The sequence below is a fragment of the Sulfurirhabdus autotrophica genome (assembly GCF_004346685.1).
Lineage (GTDB): Bacteria > Pseudomonadota > Gammaproteobacteria > Burkholderiales > SMCO01 > Sulfurirhabdus > Sulfurirhabdus autotrophica.
This window is the reverse complement of record NZ_SMCO01000001.1, coordinates 741,801-759,166: the sequence shown is the minus strand read 5'-3', so window position 1 is coordinate 759,166 and position 17,366 is coordinate 741,801. Positions and strand designations below refer to the sequence as shown.

General features: G+C 46.1%; 19 protein-coding genes. 14 read left to right on the top strand and 5 right to left on the bottom strand.

Features of this window, described 5'->3' with window-relative positions:
• Positions 1-86: 86 nt before the first annotated feature.
• The 5 genes from EDC63_RS03650 to EDC63_RS03630 all read left to right on the top strand — a co-directional run bounded on the left by EDC63_RS03650 (position 87) and on the right by EDC63_RS03630 (position 5,236).
• Positions 87-320 (top strand): hypothetical protein, encoded by a 234-nt coding sequence (locus EDC63_RS03650; protein WP_124947344.1) that lies wholly within the window; start codon positions 87-89, stop codon positions 318-320.
• 94 nt (positions 321-414) lie between these two features.
• A complete protein-coding gene (locus EDC63_RS03645) occupies positions 415-2,232 on the top strand; it encodes an adenosylcobalamin-dependent ribonucleoside-diphosphate reductase (protein WP_124947345.1) in 1,818 nt (605 codons plus the stop codon).
• Between the two features lie 114 nt (positions 2,233-2,346).
• On the top strand, positions 2,347-3,219 hold the full coding sequence (dapA, locus tag EDC63_RS03640; RefSeq protein ID WP_124947346.1) for a 4-hydroxy-tetrahydrodipicolinate synthase: 873 nt from the start codon (positions 2,347-2,349) through the stop codon (positions 3,217-3,219).
• Positions 3,220-3,280: 61 nt separating this feature from the next.
• Complete coding sequence (gene bamC, locus EDC63_RS03635; RefSeq protein ID WP_124947347.1) at positions 3,281-4,435, top strand: outer membrane protein assembly factor BamC; 1,155 nt, start codon at positions 3,281-3,283, stop codon at positions 4,433-4,435.
• A gap of 33 nt (positions 4,436-4,468) precedes the next feature.
• Positions 4,469-5,236: an MBL fold metallo-hydrolase gene (locus EDC63_RS03630; protein WP_124947348.1), complete on the top strand. Its 768-nt coding sequence runs from the start codon at positions 4,469-4,471 to the stop codon at positions 5,234-5,236.
• Positions 5,237-5,301: 65 nt separating this feature from the next.
• On the opposite strand, the gene EDC63_RS03625 is transcribed toward EDC63_RS03630, so the two are convergent.
• From EDC63_RS03625 to EDC63_RS03615, 3 genes are all read right to left on the bottom strand, one after another.
• A complete protein-coding gene (locus EDC63_RS03625) occupies positions 5,302-5,568 on the bottom strand; it encodes a hypothetical protein (RefSeq protein WP_124947349.1) in 267 nt (88 codons plus the stop codon).
• A 218-nt stretch (positions 5,569-5,786) separates the two neighbouring features.
• Positions 5,787-6,275: a DUF7931 domain-containing protein gene (locus EDC63_RS03620; protein WP_124947350.1), complete on the bottom strand. Its 489-nt coding sequence runs from the start codon at positions 6,273-6,275 to the stop codon at positions 5,787-5,789.
• A gap of 31 nt (positions 6,276-6,306) precedes the next feature.
• On the bottom strand, positions 6,307-7,428 hold the full coding sequence (locus EDC63_RS03615; RefSeq protein ID WP_132920882.1) for a cupin domain-containing protein: 1,122 nt from the start codon (positions 7,426-7,428) through the stop codon (positions 6,307-6,309).
• 79 nt (positions 7,429-7,507) lie between these two features.
• Here EDC63_RS03615 and EDC63_RS03610 point away from each other — a divergent pair, with 79 nt between their 5' ends.
• Together EDC63_RS03610 and EDC63_RS03605 are read left to right on the top strand one after the other, a co-directional pair.
• The gene (locus EDC63_RS03610) at positions 7,508-7,975 is read left to right on the top strand and encodes a peroxiredoxin (RefSeq protein ID WP_124947351.1); all 468 of its coding nucleotides are present in this window, start codon (positions 7,508-7,510) and stop codon (positions 7,973-7,975) included.
• A gap of 4 nt (positions 7,976-7,979) precedes the next feature.
• Positions 7,980-8,459, top strand: coding sequence for an FKBP-type peptidyl-prolyl cis-trans isomerase (locus EDC63_RS03605; protein ID WP_124947352.1), 480 nt, complete (start codon positions 7,980-7,982; stop codon positions 8,457-8,459).
• A gap of 65 nt (positions 8,460-8,524) precedes the next feature.
• On the opposite strand, the gene mutS is transcribed toward EDC63_RS03605, so the two are convergent.
• The gene (mutS, locus tag EDC63_RS03600; protein WP_223248380.1) at positions 8,525-11,089 is read right to left on the bottom strand and encodes a DNA mismatch repair protein MutS; all 2,565 of its coding nucleotides are present in this window, start codon (positions 11,087-11,089) and stop codon (positions 8,525-8,527) included.
• A 124-nt stretch (positions 11,090-11,213) separates the two neighbouring features.
• Positions 11,214-12,008 (bottom strand): inositol monophosphatase family protein, encoded by a 795-nt coding sequence (locus tag EDC63_RS03595; RefSeq protein ID WP_124947353.1) that lies wholly within the window; start codon positions 12,006-12,008, stop codon positions 11,214-11,216.
• Between the two features lie 61 nt (positions 12,009-12,069).
• Between EDC63_RS03595 and EDC63_RS03590 the strand changes: the two genes are divergently transcribed.
• The 7 genes from EDC63_RS03590 to iscA all read left to right on the top strand — a co-directional run bounded on the left by EDC63_RS03590 (position 12,070) and on the right by iscA (position 17,359).
• Entirely contained in the window at positions 12,070-12,795 is a 726-nt protein-coding gene (locus EDC63_RS03590; protein WP_124947354.1) for an RNA methyltransferase, read from the top strand.
• A gap of 47 nt (positions 12,796-12,842) precedes the next feature.
• On the top strand, positions 12,843-13,595 hold the full coding sequence (cysE, locus tag EDC63_RS03585; RefSeq protein ID WP_124947355.1) for a serine O-acetyltransferase: 753 nt from the start codon (positions 12,843-12,845) through the stop codon (positions 13,593-13,595).
• Positions 13,596-13,661: 66 nt separating this feature from the next.
• Complete coding sequence (locus EDC63_RS03580; RefSeq protein WP_124947356.1) at positions 13,662-14,141, top strand: Fe-S cluster assembly transcription factor; 480 nt, start codon at positions 13,662-13,664, stop codon at positions 14,139-14,141.
• 7 nt (positions 14,142-14,148) lie between these two features.
• On the top strand, positions 14,149-15,291 hold the full coding sequence (locus EDC63_RS03575) for a cysteine desulfurase family protein (protein WP_124947357.1): 1,143 nt from the start codon (positions 14,149-14,151) through the stop codon (positions 15,289-15,291).
• A gap of 38 nt (positions 15,292-15,329) precedes the next feature.
• Positions 15,330-16,541 (top strand): IscS subfamily cysteine desulfurase, encoded by a 1,212-nt coding sequence (locus tag EDC63_RS03570; RefSeq protein WP_124947358.1) that lies wholly within the window; start codon positions 15,330-15,332, stop codon positions 16,539-16,541.
• A 47-nt stretch (positions 16,542-16,588) separates the two neighbouring features.
• Entirely contained in the window at positions 16,589-16,999 is a 411-nt protein-coding gene (iscU, locus tag EDC63_RS03565; RefSeq protein ID WP_124947359.1) for a Fe-S cluster assembly scaffold IscU, read from the top strand.
• Between the two features lie 36 nt (positions 17,000-17,035).
• Positions 17,036-17,359 (top strand): iron-sulfur cluster assembly protein IscA, encoded by a 324-nt coding sequence (gene iscA, locus EDC63_RS03560; protein ID WP_124947360.1) that lies wholly within the window; start codon positions 17,036-17,038, stop codon positions 17,357-17,359.
• The last annotated feature ends 7 nt before the right edge of the window (positions 17,360-17,366 follow it).

The window sequence follows — 17,366 nt, the reverse complement described above, 5'->3', positions numbered from 1 at the left end:
GCTTTTTCCCCTTTATTTATTCCCTATAAGTCCGATATAGTAATTACACGCAGGTTGTGTTCCGAATAATCGCGAGGAGGTGTGAAATGGCTATAGTCATGGATATGTGCTCGGGTACCATTGAGTTGGGATGTCCTGCTGATTACAATGCGGAAGTTGCGCGTGTAGACTGTAAGGCTAATTCATCGGTTTTCTCAGAACCAAATCTTGCTTTGCAGCAGATAAATATGTCTGCTCGTGAACAAAACCCTAGTCCCGCTTTTCTGGCAACGCTGGATATAGATGCTTTTCTTGGTTTGATGCACCAGGATTTGATGTAGCAATTCTTGCTGTAAAATTACAGGCGAGTGATCTGCACTCGCCTATTCCTGTTTCCATTCTGGTCTTCATTACTGGTGATGCTACAACGCCTTTATGAACCATCAATACTTTCATTCTGAGTTTTCAAAAAAAATCTGGGATTTAAAATACCGCAATCTTGAATTGGGTATGGAGCCTGATCGTACTGTAGAGGATACTTGGCGACGTGTGGCGCACGCAATTGCTGGCGTTGAAACTTTTGATCCTATAGGTTGGGAGCATCGCTTTTATTCAATTCTGGAAGAGTTTAGATTCTTGCCGGGTGGCCGTATTCTTGCAGGAGCAGGAACAATTAAGCAGGTTACGCTTTTTAACTGTTTCGTTATGGATACGATTGAGGATTCTCTTGCGGGAATTTTCGATGCGCTCAAAGATGGTGCAATCACCATGCAGCATGGTGGTGGGGTGGGTTATGATTTTTCAACCTTGCGCCCTAAAGGAGATTTGGCCCGCCGGGTTGGCAAGGTTGCTTCTGGTCCGGTTTCATTTATGCATCTCTGGGATCGTATGTGTACCACTATTCTTTCTACAGGAAACAGGCGGGGTGCAATGATGGCAACTTTGCGTTGTGATCATCCTGATATTGAAGAATTCATCGATGCCAAGCGAGATCCGGTAGATTTACGGCATTTTAATTTGTCCGTACTGGTGAGCGATGCTTTCATGCGAGCCATTGAAATGGATGAGGAATGGTCATTGGTATTTCCCGTGAGAGTGAGTGGTGTTGCCGAAGGAGAGTATATCGAAAAAGTGTGGTCCGGAAGTACCAGTCCGGTTTCATGCAAAATTGTCCGGAAATTAAAGGCGCGTGAGCTTTGGGGTAAAATCATGCGTTCCACCTATGACTATGCAGAGCCGGGTGTTATTTTTATTGATCGTATCAATAAACTGAATAATCTTCACTATTGCGAGAATATCAGTGCAACAAACCCATGTGGAGAAATTCCTTTACCGCCAAGCGGTGCATGTGACCTTGGATCAATTAATTTAACCGCATTTGTAAAATCGCCTTTTTCTTCCGGTGCAATACTCGATATGGAAGGGATTTGTAAAACAGCATCTATTGCTACACGCATGCTGGACAATGTTTATGATTTGTCGTTGTTTCCTCTGCCCAAGCAGGCGGCAGCTGCAACTGGCAGCAGAAGATTGGGTATGGGTATAACTGGATTGGCTGATGCTTTGATTATGCTGGGGATTCCTTACGAAAGTGAACCGGCTCTGCAACTGGCTGCTAGCGTAATGCGCCAAATTTGCCATAGTGCATATCGTACATCGATATTGTTAGCTAAGGAAAAAGGGAGGTTCCCTTTATTTGAAGCAGATGCATATTTAAGCGGAGAGTTTATTAATACGCTTCCTGAAGACATCAAGCAGGATATTCATCAATTTGGGATACGCAACAGTCATCTGATAGCGATTGCACCAACCGGTACAATTAGCCTTTTGGCGAACAATGTTTCCAGTGGTCTGGAACCTGTTTATGAATTTAGTTGCATGCGCCGGGTTCGTAACCCTGATGGCAGCTTTATGGTTGTAAAGGTAAATGATTTGGCCTTTGCAAAATACCGGCAGTTGTTTGGTGATGTTCCCCTGACGCCTGCCTTTGTTCGTGCGGCAGACATACCTCCTCACAGGCATATTGCTATGCAGGCAGCACTGCAAACATACGTAGATAATGCCATTTCAAAAACAATAAATGTCCCTGAGGAATTCAGTTTTGAGTCCTTTCAGGCGATATATCAGGATGCCTATTCAATGGGGTTGAAGGGGTGTACAACTTTTCGACCCAATGCAATAACTGGCCAAGTGTTGTTTACAGATGACATGCCAAGAGATGAAAAGCAATGTTGTATGCCGCATAGACATTAAGATGTAACTGTGTTTTGCAGGATTGATGAAAAGTAACTTGAGTAAAGCAAGTGGCTTGTATTTCCGGTGGGCCATTAATGGGGTAAACTAACGGTTTTGTGCGGATAGTTCGTGATGCTTAAAGGCAGCCTGGTTGCGATAGTTACCCCCATGCATGAAGATGGCAGTCTGGATATAGACAGCCTGAGAGGCCTGGTTGATTTTCATATTAAGGAAGGTACCGACGGTATAGTTATAGTGGGTACGACTGGTGAATCACCCACTGTAGATTTTGATGAGCATTGTAAGCTGATTGGTGTTGTAGCAGAACAATCGGCAGGTCGCATTGCGGTGATTGCTGGAACAGGGGCTAACTCAACCAGGGAAGCGATTGAATTAACGCAATGTGCCAAGCTATCTGGTGCCCAATATAGCTTGTCCGTAGTGCCTTATTACAACAAGCCCACTCAGGAAGGATTGTTTCAGCATTTTAAAGCAATTGCTGAAGCCGTTGATATTCCTCAGATTCTATACAATGTACCCGGCCGTACCGTTTGCGATATGAGCAATGACACTGCGTTACGCTTGTCACATATTCCGAATATTATCGGAATTAAAGATGCGACAGGCAACATTGAACGTGGAACGGATTTGTTGCTTCGTGCCCCGGCAGATTTTGCTATTTATAGTGGCGATGATGCCAGTTCTCTTGCTTTGATGCTTTTAGGAGGTCACGGTACGATTTCTGTGACTGCAAATGTGGCGCCCAGGTTGGTGCATGATATGTGTACTGCAGCGTTTACTGGTGACTTGGCTGCGGCAATTGCTATCAATAATAAGTTATTGGGTTTACATCAGAAATTATTTGTAGAGGCCAATCCGATTCCCGTTAAATGGGCTGTGCAGCAAATGGGCCTGATTGAAGGAGGAATCCGTTTGCCCCTTACCCCGCTTACCCCATCAAATCATGAAACGGTTCGGCAAGCAATGAAACAAGCCGGACTATAAAGTTATTCTATATAAGCAATACCCTGGCGACAGGTATTTTGAAATTTTAGGAAGGTAATCAATGAAGAGCAAGAAAGGCTACAAGCAATTTGGAACGTTGGCTTTGCTAACAGCGGCAATGTTGTCTGGATGTGGTTCACTTCCTTTCATGGACAGTAAAAAAATTGATTATAAATCTGCCGGTAAATTGCCATCCCTTGAAATTCCGCCTGATTTGACTGTGCCAGGTACAGATGATCGCTTTGTTGTGCCGGATTTGGCAACCAAAGGCAGTGCAACACTTTCTGAATACAATCAGGAACGAGCAGGTAAAGCTCCTCAAGCTGGAGCTACAGATTTATTGCCCAGTCAGAAAACAGTAAAATTTGAGCGAGCTGGATCTCAGCGATGGCTGGTAGTCAATGAAAGCCCTGAAAAAGTTTGGCCGATAGTAAAAGATTTCTGGCAGGAAAATGGTTTTATCATCAACCTTGAGCGGCGTGAAGCGGGTATCATGGAAACAGACTGGGCAGAAAATCGTGCCAAGATACCCCAGGACGCCATTCGTAATATACTGGGTAAGGTGCTGGACAGCCTTTATTCTACGCCTGAAAGAGATAAATTCAGGACACGTCTGGAACGCGGGAAAGATAACGGAACAACAGAAATATACGTTAGTCACCGTGGCATGTATGAAGTCATCAAAGGGGGTGATGGCGGGACTGAAACCCTTTGGGAGCCACGCCCTGCGGATCCTGAACTGGAAGCAGAAATGCTGGGGCGCCTAATGGTGCGCTTTGGTGTAGAACAAGAACGCGCCAAAACAATACTGACGGCAAGCACTATTGAAAAGCGGGCGGATTTATCTAAAGTGGCCGATGGTTCCTCCAGGCTTCAATTAAACGATCGGTTTGATCGCGCGTGGCGTAGAGTTGGACTGGCGCTTGACCGGGTTGGATTTACTGTAGAAGATCGGGATCGCGCTAAAGGGCTTTACTATGTGCGCTATGTTGACCCTGAAATTGATGGTAACAAGGGGGAGAAAGGATTTTTGTCGAAACTTGCATTCTGGCGCAGCAGTGGCAGTGACAAAGAAGAGCAGAAGATACAGTATCGTGTTTCTGTAAAAGAATCTGCAGATGGCAGTCTGGTACAGGTGTTGGGTAAAGACGGTAATATAGATCGTTCTGCTACCGCAGGTAAAATATTGAATATGCTGTATGAGCAGTTGAAATAATGCAGTGTACAGCGCACTTATCTGAAGGCTTGGGTGCGCTTCGCTAGCCTCGGGAGCGGCAGTTCCGGTAATGCGCTGGTTGTGGAAGTAAAGCAAACCCGGGTTATGCTAGATTGCGGGTTTGGTATTGCTGATACAGTTGCAAGGTTGTCCAGAGTGGGATTATCCCCAGGAGATTTAAGTGGGATAGTAGTGACTCACGAGCATACTGATCATCTTGGGGGGGTGGCTGGTTTTGCACGGAAATATGGGTTAACAGTCTGGTTAACTCATGGCACTTTTAGTGTTTGGGAAGCGGCAACAACCCGTTTGCCTGAATATCAATTAATGGAAGCTCATACTTCCTTCCCAATCGGTGATATAGAAGTTCAACCTTTTCCGGTTCCTCATGATGCGCGGGAGCCTGTTCAATTCGTCTTTGGCAATGGAAAGCAGCGTCTGGGTGTTTTGACAGATGTGGGGTGTTCAACCCCTCATATAGAAACCATGTTAAGTGGACTGGATTCACTTGTTCTGGAATGTAACTATGATGCGGATATGTTGTATAACAGCAAATATCCACCGGGGCTAAAGCAGCGGATTTCAGGGAAATTTGGCCATCTGGAAAATTCGGTTTCAGCTGAATTACTAAAAAAACTGGATCAAACGCGTCTGCAACACGTTGTTGCTGCACATCTGAGTGAAAAAAATAATGCCCCTTTGCTTGCACAAACTGCTTTATCTGGTGCTTTAGGCTGTGAAAATGATTGGGTGGGGGTGGCTGATCAAACTATGGGTTTTGACTGGCGACAGATTATTTAATCTGATGTTTGCAAAATTCAGGCGAAAAAAAGCCGGCTATACGCCGGCTTTTTTCTTGAGAAGAATTACTTCTTCATTGCGTCTGCAGCAGGAGCGGCGGCATCTGCTGGAGCAGCAGGAGCAGCAGCGTCTGCAGCAGGAGCGGCGGCATCTGCTGGAGCAGCAGGAGCAGCAGCGTCTGCAGCAGGAGCAGCAGCTTCAGGAGCCATTGGCGCTGGTGCTTCAACAGCAGGAGCAGCAGCTTCAGGAGCAGGAGCAGCAGCTTCTTCTTTCTTACCGCAAGCGGACAAAGATACAGCTAATAGGGCGGCGAGCAGGATGGAGTATTTCATTTAAGTTCCCTTTAATTCAAAAAGTATGACAGTAGACCACTTGTAAATCGGTCATCTAAAGCCAAAATATTAGACCGAATATTCAGACCGACTAAAAAATTCTAGCATATCTATATTAAATATCCAGTGCCTTTAAGGAGTTCGAAGCAAAAACAAGTTATTTGTTGGATATTTGCAACACTTTTAGCGGTATGGATGGTATATAAATACGGCAATCATTATAAACCAAGTGTTGTTGCAAAAGTAGAGGGTGTTGATGTATCCCATATTTCAGCAAATCGCTGGCTTAATTTTAAGGTGCCAGGATTGTCATGTAAGCCGAGCAGAGCACGTGGGTTATTGTAGTGAAATCGATGTACGTAATGTGATTCATCCGCAATAATGAAAGGGTCGTCTATGCCCTTGGCTTCAGGCGATATTTTATGGATTCGTATGGCGTGGCTGAACTGCTGGAGGAGAATGATCATACGCGGGCAGTAACGCGTAAGGTGATCCGTGTCGTGCAGCAAAATATCCAGTCGATTGGCTCTGCTTAAAAGCAGAAAATTGCGTAGTAACTCGAACCTGTCTGGACTATTGTAGTTGCCTTCTGAAAGGTTGTAGTCAAATATGCGTAGATATCGCTGTGCCTGGGAAATGACGCGGTTAATTGCTGCTTCCAGGTCATTTCCCCCCCCTAACTTCGTGTGGACTGGTTGATTTGTCATCACAATTTGGGTCAATGTGTCAGTCGCCAGATTATTCTTGAATTTCAATATAGCCGTTTAAATACCATTGGTAAAGCAAGGCATCTGTATCTTTGTTTGCAGGCGTCCCGGGTTGCAGCATACGGTTGTCGGCCAGTTCGAGCAGGCTGTTGGTGGTTGGCAAGCTGGTTTCAAAAGATTCACCATTTAAAAATAAGGTTTGTCCTTGAAATAACATCTGGCTTTGCAGGGCAAGCTGGATGCCAAGCTTATGTGAGCGCTTTTTAAATTGAGTTGGTGAGAGCGGGGGTTCGGGCGCGTCGAAAAATATATGGGACTTGGGTTCACTCAGGTAGCGTCCAAGAAACTGGCTGATATCGTCACGGTTCCAGTGGATTTGCTTAAGCATGTCTTCCACTTTTCGAATCATTTTGTTGCTTATTTCCGCGGGATGTTGCTGGCGAGTCAGGTCGGGATCCTGATACATCCCGTGAATTTGAATGTTGTCCTGCAAATACACTAGAAACTGAGTGGCTAGTTCTTGTGCGGATGGTGCGCGGAATCCTACAGAGTAAGTGATGCAGTCATCCTGGGCGATGCCATAGTGCGCATAACGTGGTGGCAGGTAAAGCAAATCTCCCGGACCGACTAGCCACTCTTCTTCTGGCTCGAAGTTCTGCAATATACGCAGAGGCGCGTCCGGAATAAGGCTTCTGTCCTGTTGATCACTGATTTGCCATCGCTTGTGACCTGCACCCTGAAGCAGAAAAACATCATAGGAATCTACATGGGGGCCAATCCCGCCATTTTTTGGCGCATAACTTACCATGATGTCGTCAAGGCGGGCATGTGGTATGAAACTGAATTCATGGAGTAACTCAGATGCCTCTGGCACGATGTTGTTAATGCCTTGAACCAGTAGTGACCATTTTGATTTTGGAAGTTTTGAAAAGTCCTGTTCATTAAAAGGACCGTGGCGCAGGTGCCATTTGCCGCGCGTTTCAGTCACCAGGCGCGACTGCAAATCTTCTGAACAGGCAAGTCCTGCGATTTCATTGGGTGTTAGGAGATGTGCGTACTCAGGTAGGGCATCACGAATCAGCAAAGGTTTTTTTTGCCAATATTCTTTCAGAAATTTTTGCGGGGTGATGCCGCCTAATAAATGTTTATTCATGATTAAAAAAAATGGCTGTTCAGGATTAATGTTAAGCAAAATCGGTTAGAATTCCCTTATCGAAAGATGAGGAGTGATTATGTTGCAAGCTGGTCAGACTGCACCAGGATTTACCTTGCCGGACGCTGATATGGAGCCGGTCAAGCTTTCCGATTTTAAAGGAAAGAAGCATGTTGTGCTGTATTTCTATCCTAAAGATGATACACCGGGCTGCACAATTGAAGCGACCGATTTCAGCGACAGGGATTCGGATTTTGCGCGCTATGATACGGTTGTGTTAGGTGTGAGCAAGGACGATTGCATCAGTCATGGCGCTTTCCGTGACAAACACGGGTTGTCTGTCAGACTGCTTGCCGACACTGAAGGTGAAGTATGTGGCAAGTATGGTGTATGGCAAGAGAAAGAAAAAGAGGGGGTGAAACGTATGGGTATTGTGCGTTCCACTTTTATTATTGACAAACAGGGTGTGGTGCAACATGCGTTTTACGGTGTAAACGCAAAGGGCCATGCTGCAGAAATGTTGAAACTTGTTAAGGTTTTGGGGTGAATTCATGCAAATTGCAAAAGATACAGTAGTAACAATCAATTACGAATTGAAAGATAAAGAAGGTAAAATTCTGGAAAAGAGTGACCAGCCCGTGACTTATTTACATGGAGGTTATGATGGTATTTTTCCAGTTGTTGAAGATAGTCTGGATGGAAAAAAAGCCGGGGATAGCTGTGAAGTGATGCTCGAGCCAGATAATGCTTTCGGAGAGTATGATGAAAATCTGGTGCGTGTCGAGCCACGTAACCAGTTTCCGGAAAATGCTGAAGTAGGCATGCAGTTTGAAGGTGCACCGGAAGGTTCGGAAGAAATTCTGATCTACACCATAACAGATATGGCTGAAGACAAAGTGATCGTCGATGGCAATCATCCGTTGGCAGGGCAGACTTTAGTCTTCAATTGCACAATTCAGGAAGTACGTGCTGCAAGTGGTGAAGAAATTGATCACGGCCATGTGCATGGTGCACACGGGCATCAACACTAATTATTAAATTGGCGGGATTTTCAGATTGACGGTGAGTTGCACTGTGGTTTGGGAATCCGGTCTGTTTAGGATGGTTCTGCCATTTTTTTTAAGATATAGATCAATTCCAAAGCTGCTTTAGGGCTTAATTCATCGGGTTCTGTTTCACGTAGTTTTTCAAGTACCGGATTGTGCTCAGGTTCAGGCTCCTGTGCAGGAACTGCAGAAAATAAATCGCCTTGCATGCCTGAATTGATGCTTTGTTGCTCCAGTAGCACCAAGTGTTTTTTTGCCATTTGAATAACGTTCCCGGGTACGCCTGCTAGCGCGGCAACTTGTAATCCATAACTCTGGCTGGCAGGGCCGTCGGCAACACTGTGCAAAAATACAATGTGATCCTTGTGCTCAACCGCATCCAGATGCACATTCACAGCTTGCTTTAATTCTTGCGCAAGTCTGGTCAGTTCAAAATAATGTGTGGCAAACAGGGCGTATGAGCGGTTTTTTTCAGTCAGACTGCGTGCGCATGCATAGGCAAGCGCTAATCCATCAAATGTAGACGTTCCGCGTCCAATTTCGTCCAGCAATACCAGGCTGTTTTCCGTCGCATTGTGCAGGATATTTGCGGTTTCCGTCATTTCTACCATAAAGGTTGAACGCCCCCCTGCCAGATCATCAGATGCGCCGATACGGGTAAAAATCTGATCAATCGGGCCAATGGTTGCGCTGTTTGCGGGGACGAAGCAGCCGCAATGGGCGAGCAGGACAATTAATGCAGTTTGTCGCATATAGGTTGATTTGCCGCCCATGTTGGGGCCGGTAATCAGCAGCATCTGGCGCGATCTGGATAGCAGCGTGTCGTTGGCAATAAAATGATCGATTTGCCTCTCTACGACTGGGTGGCGCCCATTAATAATTTCCAGCTTTGGTTCTGATGTAAATTCTGGCGCGGTCAGATTCAGTTTGATGGCCCGTTCTGCCAGTGTTGCCAGCACGTCTATTTCCGAAACGGCTGTCGCAATGATTTGCAGGCCATGAATGTGGGGTTGCAAACTATCAATCAGAGCTTCGTACAGTAACTTTTCCCGAGTCAGTGCACGGTCTGAAGCGGATAACGCCTTATCTTCGAAGGACTTTAATTCGGGAGTGATGTAACGCTCTACATTTTTTAGCGTCTGTCTGCGTCGATAATCATCCGGAACCTTATCACTCTGCGCTCTGGAAACTTCGATATAAAAACCGTGAACCCGATTGTATTCCACCTTGAGTGTTGTGATACCGCTGCGTTCTTTTTCCCGGGCTTCCAGTTCGAGTAAAAACGCACCGCAGTTGGTTTGAATTGCCCGTAATTCATCGAGTTCGGTATCGTAGTTATCTGCAATCACTCCTCCTTCACGGAGCACAACGCTGGGATCTGCCTGAATTGCTCGCGTAAGTAATTCCAGTAGTTCATTCTGTGGGGAAAGCAGTGCTTTTAAGTCCCTGATTCGCGGTGTATCAAGGCTGGCGAGAATGTGGATCAGTGAAGGCAAAATTTTCAGGCTGTCGCGCAGGCCTGATAAATCTCTGGGGCGTGCTGTTCTTAGTGCGATACGCGCAGTTATCCGCTCGATATCGACGCAATGCCGCAATGTATCGTGAATGTTTTGATAGGGGGGGCTATCGGTTCCGCTTTGTAAAGCAAGAATGGTATTGTGGCGGTTGGCAATAATCTCCCTATCGCGCAAGGGATGGTGCAACCAGTGTCGCAGTAATCGGCTACCCATACTGCTGGCTGTTGTATCCAGCAAAGACAGGAGGGTGGGAGAGGCTTCGCCACGAAGGGTCTCGCTGATTTCAAGGTTGCGTCGGGTAGCGGCATCCATTGAAACATAAATATTGGTGTTTTCAACTGAAAAGGCGGTGATGTGAGGCAGAGTGGCTCTTTGTGTGTGCAATGAATATTCAAGTAATGCACCGGCGGCCTGCACGGCATTCTGCTTATTTTCACAACCGAACCCTTCCAGACTCAAGGTGGAAAACTGCCGACAAAGCCGTTGATTAGCTGTTTCGTAGTCAAAGTGCCATGGCGGTAATTTTTTCAATGCGCATTTCGTGTTGCTTAGCGCAATATGCTTAAAATCCTCTGGGATCAGGATTTCTGCAGGATTCAGGCGTTCCAATTCGCTGCTAAGCTGTGTTTCGGTAATTTCTGTGCCGCTGAATGCGCCGCTCGCAATATTGAGCCAGGCCAGTCCTATTTTTTCTCCGGAAGGAGCAATCGCGAGCAGAATGTTGTCGCGTTTGTCCTCCATTAGCGCACTGTCTGTCAGCGTGCCGGGGGTGATGATGCGAGCAACCTGGCGTTCTACCGGGCCTTTGCTGGTTGCCGGGTCACCGACTTGTTCACACACAGCCACCGATCTTCCCAGTTTTACCAGTTTGGCAAGGTATTGCTCGGCGGCATGGTAGGGAACGCCTGCCATTTTAATCGGTGTGCCGGCTGAAGAACCTCGGGTTGTCAGGGTGATATCCAGCAGGCGGGAAGCTTCTTCGGCATCTTCAAAAAATAACTCGTAAAAGTCACCCATTCGATAAAACAAAAGCATATCAGGATGTTCCGACTTGATGCGGTGGTACTGCTGCATCATGGGGGTATGGGTGACAGTCATTTTTGAGTATTTACCACTTGAAAATAATAAAGCGCAGGGCTGCGCTATGTTAGCTGGTAATGCTGAGTCAGGCGCAAAGTGGCTACCTGACTCACTACCTGTTATTTGTTAAGTAGATCTTTGGCTATTTCAAGTTTTCAGTCAAATGTGGCGCAAGTATTTGCAATAACTGTGCAAATACTTTTGGATTGCCTGCCACAATATTGCCGCTTTCAATATAGGATTCATTGCCTTGAAAATCACCTACCAATCCGCCAGCTTCTTGAACTAATAAACATCCTGCCGCGATGTCCCACGGTTTGAGGCCAATTTCCCAAAAGCCGTCGAGGCGTCCTGCTGCTGTATAAGCCAGATCCAGAGCTGCAGATCCTGGGCGGCGGACACCTGAGGTTTTCTGCAGCATATCGCGCAGCATGGCCATGTAAGTATCCAAATGGTCAAAATCACGATAAGGAAAGCCTGTTCCTATCAGCGCATCTTTGATGAAAGAGCGTTTGCTGACCCGGATACGGCGGTCATTAAGATAGGCGCCTTTCCCTTTGGATGCCGTGAAAAGGTCGTTTCTGGAAGGGTCATAGATGACAGCCTGAGATAGAACCCCCTTGTGAAGCAAGGCAATGGACACTGCATATTGTTGAAAACCATGTAAAAAATTGGTGGTTCCATCTAAAGGGTCGATGATCCATTGATATTCTGAATCCCCCTGATGTCCGCTTTCTTCTGCTAAAATCGCATGATTTGGGTAGGCATCAAGCAGAATTTCAATGATAGCCTGTTCAGCCGCATCATCGACCTCGCTGACATAGTCATTATTGTTTTTGTGCTTGATTGTGAGCAAGTCAATATCAAGCGAAGCCCGGTTGATGATACTTCCGGCGCGACGGGCGGCTTTCACCGCTATGGTGAGCATTGGGTGCATGTAAACCCTTCAGTTTGAAATATTAAGGAACGAATTTGCGTATTTTAATGGTATTCCGTAAATGAATAAACCCGGCATTTTAGATAATATCCGAATTGTGTTGAGTCATACCAGTCATCCAGGCAATATTGGCGCGGCTGCGAGGGCAATGAAGACCATGGGATTTAATTCATTATATTTAATAAATCCCAAACATTTTCCTGATGGACACGCAAATGCGATGTCTGCAGGTGCGGATGATTTGCTTGTCAATGCAGTTGTATGCACTTCGCTGGATGAAGCGTTGGAGGGCACGACATTGGCGGTAGCGGTGACAGCTCGCCACCGGGATTTGTCTCATGCTGTGTTTACGACAAGACAAGCAGCGCCACAAATTCTTGAAAATGCTGTTAACTGTAAGATTGCGCTCGTTTTTGGCACTGAAATGTCCGGGTTGACGAATGAAGAGGTCAATAAGTGCCAAATGCTGGTCACTATTCCGTCTAATCCTGAATATTCTTCATTGAATTTAGCAGCGGCTGTACAAATATTGACTTATGAATTGCGTATGACGTTGCCAGAAACAGGGCTGGTCGAAGCCAAATCAAGAGAATTGGCTCAATTTGAAGATGTTGAACGATTTTATAATCATCTTGAGCAGGTAATGGTTGAAACCGGATTTCTTGACCCGAACGAGCCGAAACGATTGATGCAACGTATGCGCAGATTATTTGTAAGAGCGCAGCTCGAGAAGGAAGAAGTCAATATACTGCGGGGAATATTGTCAGCAACGCAAAAAGTTGACTAATTTAGTATGGTATTACATACTTTTAAAAAATGTCTGGAATATAATGCATGTTTAAGAAAATCAGGGGCGACATTTCGGTTGTTTTCGATCGCGATCCGGCAGCCAGGTCTACTTGGGAGATCATTACAACTTATCCCGGGATTCATGCCGTCCTGATTCATCGGTTGACTAACAGGTTGTGGAGATGGAACCTGAAGTGGCTGGCACGTTTTATCTCATATATAGGTCGCTGGCTGACTGGCATTGAAATCCATCCCGGAGCAACTATTGGGAGTAGGGTGTTCATCGATCATGGTATGGGTGTTGTGATTGGAGAAACTGCGGAGATTGGTGATGACAGTACCTTGTATCACGGAGTAACGCTGGGCGGCACTTCCTGGAATAAAGGTAAGCGCCATCCTACACTTGGCAAGGGTGTTGTGGTGGGAGCTGGCGCAAAGATACTTGGGCCAATCATGATTGGTGATGGTGCTAAAATCGGGTCTAATGCGGTTGTTGTAAAAGATGTGCCTGCCGGTGCCACAGCAGTAGGCATACCAGCACGTATTCTGGATGGCGATCAAGACAAGGCGCGGGCTGCCAAAGCTGAAAAATTGGGGTTTTCCGCTTATGCCATTAGTGAAGACATGAATGATCCCATTGTTAAAGCGGTGCATGGTTTGATAGACCACAGCGTGACGACAGATCATCGTCTAGAATTGATTCTGGAACAGTTGGAGAAGATGGGGATTCAGATTGAACCGGAGCCGGAATCCGCTGATAAATTTGATCCGAAATACCTGAATAAAATTGTTGACTAAAACAATCGGGTATTATATTATCAATCTCGAATATTAACGTTACGTTTCATCTGGGACGGGTTAAAAATGCGATTGACAACGAAAGGCCGTTTTGCGGTAACAGCGATGATTGACTTGGGTATGCGTCACGGCCAAGGCCCGGTGACCTTGGCAGGTATCAGTGACCGCCAAAAAATATCATTATCCTATTTAGAGCAATTATTTGGCAAGCTGCGTCGCCATGCACTGGTTGATAGTGTTCGTGGCCCAGGTGGAGGTTACTGTCTGGCCAAGAGTATGGATGAAGTATCCGTTGCCGATATTATTCGCGCTGTCGATGAACCGATCGATGCAACGCAATGTGGCGGGCGTGGCAACTGTCGCGATGATGAACAGCAATGCATGACCCATGATCTTTGGATGAATCTGAATGCGCGCATTTTTGACTATCTTACATCGGTAAAACTCTCGCATCTGGTTGAAAGTCAGAATGTCGAAGGTGTCGCTGTTGCAAATGATGGGCGCGGTGGTCATATCGGTAAAGCTGAAGGATTGCTTGTAGCATAGTTGCAGTATGCTGGCTTATCTAGATCACAATGCCACAACGCCACTAGACGAAAAAGTTTTTGAAGCAATGCTGCCATATTTCAGGCAACATTTCGGAAATGCCTCCAGTCGTCATGAATATGGGCGAAATGCGCGAAAGGCAGTAGAAGAGGCGCGTGAGCAAGTAGCTAATGCTGTTGGAGCGCACCCTTCTCAGGTGATATTTACCAGCGGTGGGACTGAAGCCAATAATTTTATGTTGAAGGGCGCATCTGCGTATCTCAAACCTTCCCAGTTGGTTGTAGGCTCAGTTGAACATCCCAGTGTGATGAAACCAGCGCAAGAGTTAGCATGTATGGGCTGGAGTTTGCGAAAAATTGCATCTGATGGTCATGGTTTACTGGATTTAAGTGATGCAGAGCTGGCATTGCAGACACCAACCGGATTGGTCTCAACAATGTTAGTGAATAACGAAACGGGTGTCATACAGAATGTATCAGCAATAGCTGAGCTGGCACGCAAACAGGGTGCATGGATGCATACCGATGCAGTGCAGGCGTTAGGAAAGATTAATGTAAATTTTGCATCGTTGAATGTCCATGCGATGACGCTGTCAGCTCATAAAATATACGGCCCAAAAGGTGCCGCAGCGCTGGTGGTAGATAAGCGACTTGAGTTGAAACCCCTGATCTCAGGGGGTGGGCATGAAAAAGGATTAAGAGCAGGTACTGAAAATGTATCAGCGATTGTGGGTTTTGGAGTGGCTTGCGAGCTAGCTCAAAAAAGGTTGGCTGGTTCATCCGGCATTTTGTTCGCAATGCGCGAAAAACTTGAGAATGGGTTAGCTGGGTTAGGTGCAGTGATATTTGGTCAGGCAACTAATCGGGTGCAGAATACCAGTTATTTTGCGTTTCCCGGCATTGATGGCGAAACGTTGGTAATGGAGTTGGACCGTACTGGATATGCGGTGGCGAGCGGATCTGCCTGTTCCAGCGGAAGCACAGAACCCAGTTCAGTGCTGATGGCTATGCAGGTTGAGCGTGACTTGGCGCGTGGCGCTTTAAGGGTCAGCCTTGGAAAAGACACTGCAGATGCGCAAATTGATGGATTTGTAGTGGCATTGGAAACCGTATTGGCGCGTTTGAGAAAATTATCTGCGATTGCAGTTTAGTATCGTTATTGGCAAATAAGTTATAAGCGGAGAAGGTTATGGTTAAGTTACCAATTTACATGGATTATTCGGCGACAACACCCGTTGATCCACGTGTTGCAACATTGATGATGAAGTACCTGACGGAAGATTTCGGTAATCCTGCAAGTCGTTCCCACGTATTTGGCTGGACTGCTGAAAAAGCAGTTGAGAATGCACGTGACGAAGTGGCCAAGCTGGTCAATGCCGATCCAAAGGAAATCATCTGGACATCTGGTGCAACCGAATCCAATAACCTTGCTATCAAAGGTGCTGCTCATTTTTACAAGGGTAAAGGCAAGCATTTGATCACCATGAAAACAGAGCATAAGGCTGTCATTGATACCATGCGCGAATTAGAACGCGAAGGGTATGAAGTGACCTACCTCGATCCACAACCAAATGGTTTGCTGGACATTGAAAAACTCAAGGCTGCAATTCGCCCTGATACTGTGCTTGTTTCCATTATGCATGTTAACAACGAAATCGGTGTGATTCAGGATATCGCGGCTATCGGTGAAATATGCCGTGAAAAAGGCATCATTTTCCACGTTGATGCAGCTCAGTCCACTGGAAAAGTAGCCATTGATTTGCAAAAGCTGAAAGTAGACCTGATGTCTTTTTCTGCTCATAAAACCTACGGACCAAAAGGAATTGGTGCTTTGTTTGTGCGTCGCAAGCCACGTATTCGCCTTGAAGCGCAAATGCATGGTGGTGGTCACGAAAGAGGTATGCGCTCCGGTACGCTTGCTCCTCACCAGATTGTTGGTATGGGTGAGGCTTTCCGTATTGCCCGCGAAGAAATGGCGACAGAAAATGAACGTATTCGTATGCTGCGCGACAGATTATATAACGGTTTGAAAGACATGGAAGAGGTGTATGTGAATGGCGATATGGAACATCGCGTCCCTCACAACCTGAACATCAGCTTTAATTTTGTCGAGGGCGAGTCCCTGATCATGGCGATCAAGGATTTGGCTGTTTCCAGTGGGTCAGCTTGTACCTCAGCGAGCCTTGAACCTTCATATGTATTGAAAGCGCTGGGCCGTAATGATGAATTGGCGCATAGCTCCATTCGTTTTACCATTGGACGTTTTACGACTGTTGAAGATGTAGATTACGCTATTCAGCTGTTAAAGGATAAAATCGCAAAATTGCGCGAACTGTCGCCGCTTTGGGATATGTTTAAAGAAGGTATTGATTTGAATACCGTGCAGTGGGCAGCTCACTAATTAAAAGTTTACGTAGTAAAACCAGATAACTTGTAAGGAGTAACATCATGGCATACAGCGAAAAAGTATTGGATCATTACGAAAATCCCCGCAACGTGGGTGCTTTTGAAAAAGGTGACGACAGTGTTGGTACTGGCATGGTCGGCGCGCCAGCTTGTGGTGACGTGATGAAGTTGCAGATCAAAGTGAACAAGGACGGCATTATTGAAGATGCCAAGTTCAAAACCTATGGCTGCGGTTCGGCTATTGCATCCAGCTCTTTGGTAACCGAATGGGTCAAGGGGAAAACTCTGGACCAGGCCATGGAGATTAAAAACACCCAGATCGCTGAAGAACTGGCGTTGCCACCGGTAAAGATTCACTGTTCTATTTTAGCGGAAGATGCGATTAAAGCCGCTGTTTCCGACTATAAAACCAAACATGGTTCAGCAGAGTCCGAGCAGGCAGCTGCGAGCTAACCCTTTATTTATTGAAATCCATAAAGAGGCATTGTTATGGCAGTGACATTGACTGAAAGCGCAGCAACCCATGTGAAAAACTTTATTGCCAAGCGTGGTAAAGGTGCTGGGCTGCGTTTGGGCGTTCGTACATCGGGCTGTTCGGGCATGGCTTATAAATTAGAGTTTGCTGATGAGGCAAATGATGATGATTTGCATTTTGAGAGCTATGGCGTAACTGTTCTGGTTGACCCGAAAAGTCTCATTTATCTTGAAGGCACGGAGCTGGACTTTGTGCGCGAAGGACTGAACGAGGGATTCAAGTTCAATAACCCCAATGTAAAAGATGCATGTGGTTGTGGCGAAAGCTTCAACGTTTAACCTTTCA